7 protein-coding genes are annotated in these 12,018 nt (G+C 60.1%); 4 read left to right on the top strand and 3 right to left on the bottom strand.

Annotated elements, in window-relative coordinates; genetic code table 11:
- The first annotated feature begins 13 nt into the window (after window positions 1-13).
- Entirely contained in the window at window positions 14-1,306 is a 1,293-nt protein-coding gene (locus CKW23_RS01335) for an MFS transporter (protein ID WP_025260727.1), read from the top strand.
- A gap of 60 nt (window positions 1,307-1,366) precedes the next feature.
- On the opposite strand, the gene CKW23_RS01330 is transcribed toward CKW23_RS01335, so the two are convergent.
- Window positions 1,367-2,632 carry an MFS transporter gene (locus CKW23_RS01330; protein WP_025260728.1) on the bottom strand — a complete coding sequence of 422 codons (1,266 nt, stop codon included), beginning with the start codon at window positions 2,630-2,632 and terminating at the stop codon, window positions 1,367-1,369.
- A gap of 95 nt (window positions 2,633-2,727) precedes the next feature.
- The gene (locus CKW23_RS01325) at window positions 2,728-4,191 is read right to left on the bottom strand and encodes a glyceraldehyde-3-phosphate dehydrogenase (RefSeq protein ID WP_025260729.1); all 1,464 of its coding nucleotides are present in this window, start codon (window positions 4,189-4,191) and stop codon (window positions 2,728-2,730) included.
- Between the two features lie 215 nt (window positions 4,192-4,406).
- Here CKW23_RS01325 and mfd point away from each other — a divergent pair, with 215 nt between their 5' ends.
- From mfd to CKW23_RS01310, 3 genes are all read left to right on the top strand, one after another.
- Entirely contained in the window at window positions 4,407-7,859 is a 3,453-nt protein-coding gene (gene mfd / locus CKW23_RS01320) for a transcription-repair coupling factor (RefSeq protein WP_025260730.1), read from the top strand.
- 11 nt (window positions 7,860-7,870) lie between these two features.
- Window positions 7,871-8,395 carry a CsiV family protein gene (locus CKW23_RS01315; RefSeq protein WP_025260731.1) on the top strand — a complete coding sequence of 175 codons (525 nt, stop codon included), beginning with the start codon at window positions 7,871-7,873 and terminating at the stop codon, window positions 8,393-8,395.
- Window positions 8,396-8,462: 67 nt separating this feature from the next.
- Window positions 8,463-11,198, top strand: coding sequence for a DEAD/DEAH box helicase (locus CKW23_RS01310; protein WP_025260732.1), 2,736 nt, complete (start codon window positions 8,463-8,465; stop codon window positions 11,196-11,198).
- A gap of 73 nt (window positions 11,199-11,271) precedes the next feature.
- On the opposite strand, the gene CKW23_RS01305 is transcribed toward CKW23_RS01310, so the two are convergent.
- A complete protein-coding gene (locus tag CKW23_RS01305; RefSeq protein ID WP_025260733.1) occupies window positions 11,272-12,012 on the bottom strand; it encodes an S-methyl-5'-thioinosine phosphorylase in 741 nt (246 codons plus the stop codon).
- Between the last annotated feature and the right edge of the window lie 6 nt (window positions 12,013-12,018).

Raw genomic sequence — 12,018 nt, 5'->3', positions numbered from 1 at the left:
CGAGTATTTTCCAATGGCCTCAAACACAGGCAAAGGCAAAGCGATTTTTCGCGTTGTCAGCGGTAATTTCCTTGAAATGTTCGACTTCATGGTCTATGGCTTTTACGCCACGGCCATCGCCAAGACCTTCTTCCCTGCCGACAGCGCATTCGCTTCGTTGATGCTTTCGCTGGCCACTTTTGGTGCTGGCTTCCTGATGCGCCCGCTGGGTGCGATTTTCCTGGGTGCGTACATTGACCGTCACGGCCGCCGCAAAGGGCTGATCATCACTCTGGCGCTGATGGCACTCGGCACCGTTCTGATCGCCTGCGTGCCGGGTTACGCAACCCTGGGCGTTGCCGCGCCGTTACTGGTTCTGCTTGGCCGCCTGCTGCAAGGCTTCTCCGCAGGCGTTGAGCTAGGTGGCGTTTCGGTGTATCTGGCGGAAATTTCCACACCGGGCCGCAAGGGTTTCTTCGTCAGTTGGCAGTCCGCCAGCCAACAGGCCGCCGTGGTATTCGCCGGTCTGCTGGGTGTCGGCCTCAACCACTGGCTCAGCCCGGATCAGATGGGCGAATGGGGCTGGCGCGTGCCGTTCCTGGTGGGCTGCCTGATCGTGCCGGCCATCTTCATCATTCGTCGCTCCCTGGAAGAGTCGCCTGAGTTCGAGGCTCGCACTCATCGTCCGAACCTGCGTGAAGTCATGCGCTCCATCAGCCAGAACTTCGGCCTGGTGCTGGGCGGCATGGCGCTGGTAGTGATGACCACCGTGTCGTTCTACCTGATCACCGCCTACACCCCGACCTTCGGCAAGAACGAGCTGCACCTGTCGGACATCGACAGCCTGCTGGTGACGGTCTGTGTGGGCATATCCAACTTTATCTGGCTGCCGATCATGGGCTCGTTCTCCGACCGTATCGGGCGCAAGCCGCTGCTGATTGCCGCAACCGTGCTGGCCATTGCTACCGCCTACCCTGCCCTGTCGTGGCTGGTGGCACACCCGAGCTTCGGCAATCTGCTGATGGTGGAGTTGTGGTTCTCGTTCCTGTATGGCTCGTACAACGGCGCCATGGTGGTAGCCCTGACTGAAATCATGCCGGTCGACGTGCGCACCACCGGTTTCTCCCTGGCCTACAGCCTGGCGACCGCAACTTTCGGTGGTTTCACGCCAGCGGCATGCACCTACCTGATCCATGTGCTGGATAACAAGGCTGCACCAGGCATCTGGCTGACGGGTGCCGCGATCCTGGGTCTGGTCGCTACACTGGTGCTGTTCCGCAAAGGCGGACATCAACTGCAAGCACCTGGCGCTGCAGCGACTGCCTGATTCACAGCACGCTTCAAGCCAGACAGTAATGCCCCGACCCCGTGTCGGGGCATTTCACTTTCAGGCCTTCAGTTTCCACGGCCTGAAACTCAGCCACAACAATACACCCGGCACCTGCAAGGCAATCATGAGGCCCAGCGACCACTGATAAGCCTCCACCGGAGGCCCTGCACCCTCACCCGCTGGCCATAGATTCAACACGCCGCCCATCAGCCATTGCAGGAAGAACGCGAGTACGAACAGCACCAGATTGAAGGATGAACTCACCCGGCCCGCCAATTCCGGGGAAACCGATTGGGCAATGATTGCGTAGTTCATCGTGGTGGATGTGCCAAAAAAGCTGAAACCCATAGCAATCAGGTACGGTGAAACCGGCAGGCCGCTGGCCATGAGCCCCTGAAAGACGATGAAGATCACCATACCCGCGCCACAGACCATGATCGGCTGCACCCCGAAACGGCGCAGATAATCAGTGATCGCGCCAAATGCCAGGGAGCCGGCAACCATGGCAACAGTGCCGAACAGCAGCACACTGGCCATATCCGGATCACTCAGCCCGGCCATATCGTGCAGCCACGGCCCCATCCACAACGACAGCACCGACATATAGATGGCATGGGCACAGACCGAGTACAGGGCCAGACGCCAGAAAGACCATGACAGGTAAAGCTTGCCCACAGCGGCAAACATGTCGGAGTAACGCACGCTTTTGGCCTCGTAAGCCTTGGGCACGCTGAAATGGATAATGGCGGCGACACAAAAGGTCAGCAGCGCCAGAATCAGAAACGCCTCCCGCCAGGTTACCCAACCAAGCAACACATGCAGCGGCGTAGTGGAAGCCATGGCCCCCAGCCCGCCAATGGACAGCAGGCAAGCCGTCACCAGAGGCAAGCGCTCCACCGGCAACCAGATGGCACAGGCCTTGATGGCACTCATCAGCGACCCGGCTACCCCCAGACCGATCAGGCCACGCCCGATCATCAAGCCCGCTTCGGTACTGGACACGCTGAAGATCACCGAGCCCAGCACTGCCAGCAGCAACATGGGTGCCTGCACGCTACGCGGACCGTAACGATCCAGCATGACCCCCAGCGGAATCTGCGCCGCAGCGAAGGCCAGGAAATACACGCCCGTCAACAATCCCAGGCTGCTGGCAGGCAAACCCAGGTCGGCCTGCAAGTCGACATAGATCACCGCATTGACCGTGCGGAACATGTAAGAGATGAAATGGCCCAAGCCAAAAGGAATGAAAATCGTCAAGAACAACAGGAAGAAGCTGCTTTTGAGCTGCTTTTGCGAACAATCCATCGTCGAACCACCGCTCATCAAGCGACTCTCCATAAACAAAACGGGCCGAAACCTGTAGATACAGGATTCGGCCCGTTTGGGGAACTGCCCGGCAAGACCGGGCAGCTACATCATTACTGCGGGAAGGCTGGCGGATTGACGCCGGCGATATCTTCCATGACGCGGACAACCTGGCAGCTGTAACCGAATTCGTTGTCGTACCAGACGTACAGAACAACGCGGTTATCGTTGACGATGGTTGCTTCGCCATCCACGACACCGGCGTGACGCGAGCCTACGAAGTCAGTGGAAACCACTTCCAGCGAGTTAACGAAGTCGATCTGCTTGTGCAGGTCCGAGTGCAACGCCATGTGACGCAGGTACTCGTTCATTTCTTCGCGGCTGGTGGCTTTCTCAAGGTTGAGGTTGAGAATGGCCATGGAAACGTTCGGCGTCGGTACGCGGATAGCGTTGCCGGTCAGCTTGCCAGCCAGTTCAGGCAGGGCTTTGGCAGCAGCAGTGGCAGCACCGGTTTCGGTGATGACCATGTTCAGCGCAGCGCTACGGCCACGACGATCGCCCTTGTGGAAGTTGTCGATCAGGTTCTGGTCGTTGGTGTACGAGTGAACCGTTTCAACGTGACCGTTGACGATACCGAACTTGTCGTTGACAGCCTTGAGCACCGGCACGATGGCGTTGGTGGTGCAGGATGCAGCGGACACGATCTTGTCGTCAGCAGTGATTTCACCGTGGTTGATACCGTGAACGATGTTCTTCAGCTTGCCCTTGCCAGGCGCAGTCAGAACGACGCGATCGATACCCGGGCATGCCAGGTGCTGGCCCAGGCCGTCGGCATCACGCCACACACCGGTGTTGTCCACCAGCAGGGCGTCCTTGATACCGTACTGGGTGTAATCCACCTCGGCAGGGTTCTTGGCGTAAATGATCTGGATCAGGTTGCCGTTGGCAGTCAGGGTGCTGTTGGCTTCGTCGATGGTGATGGTGCCATCGAACGGACCATGTACCGAGTCACGACGCAGCAGGCTGGCACGCTTGACCAGATCGTTTTCCGCGCCTTTGCGGACAACGATGGCACGCAGGCGCAGACCTTCGCCGCCACCGGTCTTCTCGATCAGGATGCGGGCCAGCAGACGACCGATACGGCCGAAACCATAAAGCACGACATCAGTGCCTTTGGCTGGAGTGGCGTTTTTCTTGCCAACCACACTGGCCAGCTCGTCACGCACGAATTGCTCTGCGGAACGACCGTTGCCTTCGGTCTTGAATTTCACGGCCAGCTTGCCCAGGTCCACCGAAGCGGCGCCCAGCTCAAGCTCACTCATCGCTTTGACGAGCGGGAAAGTCTCGTGCACGGACAACTCAAGTGCGTCGGACTGGCGATGACGCGCAAAGCGGTGAGCTTTGAGAATCGCGATGACTGAACGGTTGATCAGGCTGCGGCCATAGATCGAACTCACCACATTGTTATTGCGGTAGAGCTGACCGATAAGCGGGATCATCGCCTCGGCGAGTGCTTCACGATCGATCCATTCACCAAGACACTGGTCGGGCTTCTGAGTCACGGGAACCTTCCACATGTAGGGGCTGAAAAAAGGGGCTACATTATGCCGCCGCCTTTGTTTATGAGCAATGCGCCGTTGTCAGATCAATGCGCACTACATTTGTTCCTTGTACACGCAGGAAATTTCCGAGCAGGACTTTTACGCCTCAAAACCGACCTGAAAACTGACAGGCACCACCTTCCACCGGTACAATCGCCGCCCCTGTCGCAACGCCTGGAGCCTGACCTTCCGTGCCCGTTCTGCGTCTACCGCTTCTTCCTGCCGCTGCTGGCAAACAACACTGGGGCAACCTTCCCGGTGCCGCACTGAGCCTGGCGATTGCCGAGGCCGCAAGCGCTGCCAAGCGCTTCACCCTGCTTTTGACCGCCGACAGCCAGAGCGCCGAGCGGCTGGAACAGGAGCTGAGGTTCTTCGCGCCGACGCTGCCGGTCCTGCACTTTCCGGACTGGGAAACCCTGCCCTACGACCTGTTCTCACCGCACCAGGACATCATTTCCCAGCGGATCGCCAGCCTCTACAGTCTGCCGGAACTGGATCATGGCGTATTGGTAGTCCCCATCACCACGGCCCTACATCGGCTGGCTCCGACCCGGTTCCTGCTGGGCAGCAGCCTGGTGCTGGACGTCGGCCAGAAGCTCGATGTCGAAGCCATGCGTACGCGCCTGGAAGCCAGCGGCTATCGCTACGTCGATACGGTTTATGAGCATGGCGAGTTCACGGTGCGCGGCGCGCTGATCGATCTGTTCCCGATGGGCAGCAAGGTGCCTTACCGGATCGACCTGTTCGACGACGAAATCGAAACCCTGCGCACCTTCGACCCTGACACACAGCGCTCCATAGACAAGGTCGAGTCGGTCCGGCTGCTGCCGGCCCGGGAATTCCCGCTGCAAAAAGAAGAAGTCACGCGCTTCAAGGCCCGTTTTCGCGAGCGCTTCGACGTGGACTTCCGGCGCAGCACGATCTTCCAGGACCTGAGCAGCGGTATCACGCCAGCCGGTATCGAGTACTACATTCCGCTGTTCTTCGAAGAAACCTCGACCCTGTTCGATTACCTGCCCCAGGACACTCAGGTGTTCTCGCTGCCGGGTATCGAACAGGCCGCCGAAAACTTCTGGAACGATGTGCGCAACCGCTACGAAGAACGCCGCATCGATCCCGATCGCCCGCTGTTGCCGCCTGCCGAACTGTTCCTGCCGGTGGAAGACTGCTTTTCACGCCTGAAAAGCTGGCCGCGTGTGGTTGCCAGCCAGCAGGATGTCGAGCCCGGCGTCGGCCGCGAACGCTTCCCGGCCCAGGGCCTGCCGGATCTGGCCATCGAAGCCAAGGCCAGCCAGCCGCTTGCCGCGCTGTCGAGCTTTCTCGATGAGTTCCCCGGTCGCGTGCTGTTCACCGCCGAATCCGCCGGGCGCCGCGAGGTGCTGCTGGAACTGCTGGATCGCCTGAAACTGCGCCCCAAAACCGTCGACAACTGGCTGGACTTCGTCAACGGCAAGGACCGGTTGGCAATCACCATTGCGCCTCTGGACGAAGGCCTGGTGCTGGAGCAACCCGCGCTTGCGCTGGTGGCCGAGAGCCCGTTGTTCGGTCAGCGGGTCATGCAGCGTCGGCGCCGCGAAAAACGCAACGACGGTGGCAATAACGATGCCGTGATCAAGAACCTCACCGAGCTGCGCGAAGGCGCGCCGGTGGTGCATATCGATCATGGCGTTGGCCGCTACCTGGGGCTGGCGACACTGGAAGTCGAAAATCAGGTGGCCGAATTCCTGATGCTGGCCTACGCCGAAGACGCCAAATTGTATGTGCCGGTCGCCAACCTGCACCTGATCGCCCGCTACACCGGCAGCGACGACGATACCGCGCCGCTGCACCGCCTGGGTTCGGAAACCTGGCAGAAAGCCAAGCGCAAGGCCGCCGAGCAGGTACGCGACGTGGCAGCCGAGTTGCTGGATATCTATGCTCGCCGGGCTGCCCGCGAAGGCTACGCTTTCGCAGACCCGAAAGCCGATTACGCAACCTTCAGCGCCGGGTTCCCGTTCGAGGAAACCCCGGACCAGCAGACCACCATCGAAGCGGTGCGCGCCGACATGCTGGCGCCCAAGCCCATGGACCGGCTGGTCTGCGGCGACGTGGGTTTCGGCAAGACCGAAGTGGCAATGCGCGCCGCGTTCATTGCGGTACACGGCGGACGTCAGGTGGCGATTCTGGTGCCCACTACCCTGCTCGCCCAGCAACACTACAACAGCTTCCGTGACCGCTTTGCAGACTGGCCGGTCCGGGTCGAGGTCATGAGCCGCTTCAAGTCCGCCAAGGAAGTGAACGCTGCCGTGGCCGATCTGGCCGAAGGCAAGATCGACATCGTCATCGGCACCCACAAGCTGCTGCAGGACGATGTGAAAATCAAGAATCTGGGGCTGGTGATCATCGACGAAGAGCACCGTTTCGGAGTGCGTCAGAAGGAACAGCTCAAGGCCCTGCGCAGTGAAGTCGATATCCTGACCCTGACCGCTACACCGATCCCGCGCACCTTGAACATGGCAGTGTCGGGCATGCGCGACCTGTCGATCATCGCCACACCACCTGCCCGCAGGCTTTCGGTGCGCACTTTCGTCATGGAGCAGAACAAGCCGACCATCAAGGAAGCGCTGTTGCGCGAGCTGCTGCGCGGCGGTCAGGTCTATTACCTGCACAACGACGTCAAGACCATCGAGAAATGCGCCGCCGACCTGGCCGAACTGGTGCCCGAGGCACGTATCGGCATCGGCCACGGCCAGATGCGCGAACGAGAACTCGAACAGGTGATGAGCGACTTCTACCACAAGCGCTTCAACGTGCTGATCGCCTCGACCATCATCGAGACCGGCATCGACGTGCCAAGCGCCAACACCATCATCATCGAACGTGCCGACAAATTCGGGCTGGCGCAGTTGCACCAGTTACGCGGCCGGGTCGGGCGCAGCCACCACCAGGCCTACGCCTACCTGCTGACACCGCCACGCAAGCAGATCACGCCGGATGCGGAAAAGCGCCTGGAAGCCATCGCCAACACCCAGGACCTGGGCGCAGGCTTTGTACTGGCCACCAACGACCTGGAAATCCGTGGTGCCGGCGAACTGCTGGGCGACGGCCAGAGCGGCCAGATCCAGGCCGTCGGCTTCACGCTGTACATGGAAATGCTCGAACGCGCCGTCAAGTCGATCCGCAAGGGCGAACAGCCGAACCTCGACCAGCCACTGGGCGGTGGGCCGGAAATCAACCTGCGGGTTCCGGCACTGATTCCCGAGTCGTACCTTCCGGATGTTCATACCCGACTGATTCTCTACAAGCGCATTGCCAATGCCGCCGACGAGGATGGACTCAAGGACCTGCAAGTGGAGATGATCGACCGCTTCGGCCTGCTGCCAGAACCCACCAAGAGCCTGATACGCATCACACAGCTTAAGCTGCATGCCGAGCAACTGGGCATCCGCAAGATCGATGCCGGGCCTCAGGGTGGACGTCTGGAATTTGCAGCCGATACACCGGTTGACCCGCTGACACTGATCAAACTGATCCAGAGCCAGCCCAACCGCTACAAGTTCGAAGGTGCCACACTCTTCAAATTCATGGTCCCCATGGAGCGCCCCGAAGAGCGCTTCAATACGATCGAAGCGCTGCTTGAGCGCCTGACCCCGAAAACTGCTTGAAGGATTCATCCATGCGTCTGTTTCGTTCATTGATCCTGCTGCTGACGCTTGTCGCCCCGACAGCCTTTGCCGACAGCCTGTATCAGGTGGAAATGATCCTGTTTCGCCAGCTCGGCGAGCCTGCCGCAACATTGCAGTTCGCCCCTGAAGACTGGAGCGCGGGCGCCAAACGCATCGACTCCAGCAACGAGCGAAGCCCTGCCTTGAACGACATGACCAAAAAGCTTCAGGACAGCGGCAAATATCAAGTGCTGCTGCAAAAGGCCTGGCAACAGGACATCGGCACCGAAAACAGCAAAATGGCCGTGACCAGCGGCCAGGAACAACTCGGCCACTTCCCGGTAGAGGGCACCATCAGCCTGGCCATCGCACGCTTTACCGATATCTCTGCGGACTTCTGGATCAACCAGCTTGATCCCCATGGCATATTGATCAGCAGTGAGCGCATGAAACAGAGCGCCAGGGTCAAGAACGGCGAGCTGATCTATCTGGATAACAGCAATCTGGCCCTGCTGATAAAAGTTTCTCCCCTTTGAGCATTCAGGAGCGCGACTACGCTCCCTTTCTTTTGAGCATCGCTACGGCGTAGGGCTTTTTAAAACTGTGTCGTCCATTCTCGAAAAAGTCCTTGCCTCTGCATGGACACAGCTATTCAAACCCCAGACTCTTGAGCGGGGGTACGGCTACGCCCTGCAAAAACGCATCGCACTCGAAGAGTCCAGCCCGCAGATCATTCGCACCACCTGCCGGGGCTCGGGGTACGAGCTCTACACCCAGACCCTGCTGTTCAAGGATCCGGATCGCTACAAGAATTTCCTGGTCTGCAAATGCACCTGTCCTGTACACAATGACTGCAAGCACTGCGTAGCAGCCATGCACTTCCTGCAGGACCCGGCAAACAAGCCTGCCATTGCCGCCGCCATGGCCTCGCACACTCCCGAGGTCGTCGAGCCCAAGGCCACTCTGCCCGAACGCCTGATCGACGATATGAAACCCGTACCGCGCCTGATTCTGGCCAGTGTCGAGTTCAGCGCCTATGAGCCGCGCAACGGGCGCATGCAGCGTCATATCCAGCATCGGGCAGCGCTGGCCTTCGCCTATGGCAAGCACTATGCCGTTGGCACGACCAACGTCAGCATTCTGGTCAGTTCCCTGGGCAGCGATCTGGTCAACCAGAAGAGCGACATCATCGAGCACACCGAAACCGAAACCCTGCGCATACGCCGCCAGGGCGAGCAGGAGCGGCAATATCGCCAGCAACTGAACGATATCGGCTTCAAGGTCGCTACCCGGCAAAGCAAGGCCCTGCCCGACAGCGCCGGGGACATGTATGAACTGCCCACCGACAAAGCGTGGCTGCATTTTGTGCTGGACGATCTGCCAAGGCTGCGCGAGCAAGGCTGGGAAATCGAGATACGCGATGACTTCGGCTTCGATGTCACGCCCGTGGATGACTGGTATGCCGTCATCGACGAAGAAACCGAACGCGACTGGTTCGACCTGGAACTGGGCATCATCGTCAACGGCGAACGCCTGAGCCTGCTGCCGATCCTGATCAACCTGCTTCGCAGCCATCCGGAACTGATGAGCCCTTCGGCCGTTGCCAAGCGCGGCGATGAAGAACAGTTGCTGGTCCAGCTCAACCACTTCACCCAGAGTGGCGGCGGCCCGGTACAGGTCGCACTGCCTTACGGGCGGCTCAAACCGGTGCTTGCGACCCTGGGCGATTTCTACTGGCGCGAGGAAGACAGCAACACGCTGCGCATGAGCCGGGCCGATGCTGCGCGCCTGACCGAACTCGATGATATGCCACTGGTATGGCAGGGCGGCGACCGGCTGCGCCAGTTCGCCGAACGGCTGGTGAACATCAAGGATGCGCCGGTCAGCCTGCCCGAAGGGCTGAATGCCACGCTGCGCACTTATCAGCTGGAAGGCCTGAGCTGGATGCAATCCCTGCGCGAGCTGGAAGTGGGCGGCGTGCTGGCAGACGACATGGGCCTGGGCAAGACCCTGCAAACCCTGACGCACCTGTTGATGGAGAAACAGGCCGGGCGCCTGGATCGCCCTGCCCTGGCCGTCATGCCCACCAGCCTGATCCCCAACTGGCTGGACGAAGCCGAAAACTTCACACCGCAACTCAAGGTCCTGGCCCTGTATGGCGCCAATCGTCATCAGGAAGCCAGCAACCTCCAGGACTACGACCTGATCCTGACTACCTACGCCCTGCTGCCACGAGATCTTGAACTGCTGGAGAAACTGCCGCTGCACGTGCTGATTCTCGATGAAGCGCAATACATCAAGAACCCCAACAGCAAGGCTGCCCAGGCAGCCCGCAACCTCAATGCCCGCCAGCGCCTTTGCCTGAGTGGCACGCCGCTGGAAAACCACCTGGGCGAACTGTGGTCGCTGTTCCACTTCCTGATGCCCGGCTGGCTGGGCAGCAGCAAGGAATTCAACAGCAACTACCGGACAGCCATCGAAAAACACGGCAACGTGGATCGTCTGCACCACCTCAACGCCCGCATCAAACCGTTCCTGCTGCGCCGCACCAAGGAACAGGTCGCGACCGAACTGCCACCCAAGACCGAGATCATTCACTGGGTCGAACTCAATGACGCGCAACGCGACGTCTACGAGACCGTGCGCCTGGCCATGGACAAGAAGGTTCGCGACGAGATCACCCGCAAGGGCGTGGCCCGCAGCCAGATCATCATTCTTGAAGCCCTGCTCAAGCTGCGTCAGGTCTGCTGCGACCTGCGCCTGGTCAACGACGACATGCCGGTTCCTGGCAAACAGGGCAGCTCGGCCAAACTGCAAAGCCTGATGGAGATGTTCGAGGAACTGTTGGCCGAAGGTCGCAAGATCCTGCTGTTCTCGCAGTTCACCTCGATGCTGACCCTGATCGAGCAAGAGCTTGAACAGCGCGGCATTCCCTACGCCCTGCTCACAGGCTCGACCCGTGACCGCCGCACACCGATCCACGACTTCCAGAACGGCAAGCTGCCGGTATTCCTTATCAGCCTGAAAGCCGGTGGTACCGGCCTGAACCTGACCGCTGCCGACACCGTGATTCACTATGACCCATGGTGGAACCCGGCCGCAGAAAACCAGGCCACCGACCGCGCCTACCGCATCGGTCAGGACAAGCCAGTGTTCGTCTACAAGATGATTGCCCGCGGCACCGTGGAAGAAAAAATCCAGCGCTTGCAGCAGGAAAAATCGGCCCTGGCAGCAGGCGTCCTGGATGGCCGCTCGGCAGGAGACTGGAAGCTACGGGACGAAGACCTGAAGGCGCTGTTCGCGCCATTGCCGGCTGCGCCGAAGAAAGGCAGGAAATAATCCGCCCCCTGTGGGAGCGAATTCATTCGCGAGAAGCCTCTTCGCGAATAAATCCGCTCACACGGGGTGGGTTTTATTCTGCCGAAAGCACCCGCGCCAGAGTGGATTTCACTTTACCCATGCCATCACGCAGCGCCTGCTCGATCTCGGCCATGGTGATAACAGCCTTCGACTTGCCCGCAGCCGGATTGACCACCAGCGCCAGACAGGCGTAATCCAGCTCCAGCTCACGGGCCAGTGCCGCTTCAGGCATACCGGTCATGCCGACGATGTCGCAGCCATCACGCTCAAGACGAACGATCTCGGCCACCGTCTCCAGACGCGGCCCCTGGGTGCAGGCATACACGCCACGATCACTGAACTCGCACCCTTCAGCCGCCAGTGCCGCAATCAGACGATCGCGCAGCGCCTCGCTGTAGGGGTAGCTGAAATCGATATGGGTGACCTGCTCCAGATCGTCGGCAAAGAAGGTGTGCTGGCGACCGCTGGTGTAATCCACCAGATCATGGGGCACGCAGAAATGGCCGGTTCCCATGGCCGGATGAATACCGCCCACGGCATTCACGGCCAGAATCGCTTGCGCACCGGCCTGCTTCAAGGCCCAGATGTTGGCGCGGTAGTTGACCTGATGCGGCGGCAGGCGATGAGGATGGCCGTGACGGGCCAGGAACATCACTTCGCGACCGGCATAGTCACCGATCTGAATTTCGCCCGACGGCGCGCCATAAGGCGTGTTCATGGGCAGGGACTGGCGAATGTTCAGACCTTCAAGCTGGGTCAGGCCTGTTCCGCCGATAATCGCGTAAACCGTCATTGCAAA

Source organism: Pseudomonas sp. Irchel 3A18 (assembly GCF_900187465.1).
GTDB lineage: Bacteria > Pseudomonadota > Gammaproteobacteria > Pseudomonadales > Pseudomonadaceae > Aquipseudomonas > Aquipseudomonas cichorii.
Note: the sequence above shows the minus strand (reverse complement) of the source record. Positions and strands in the feature narration are given on the sequence as shown.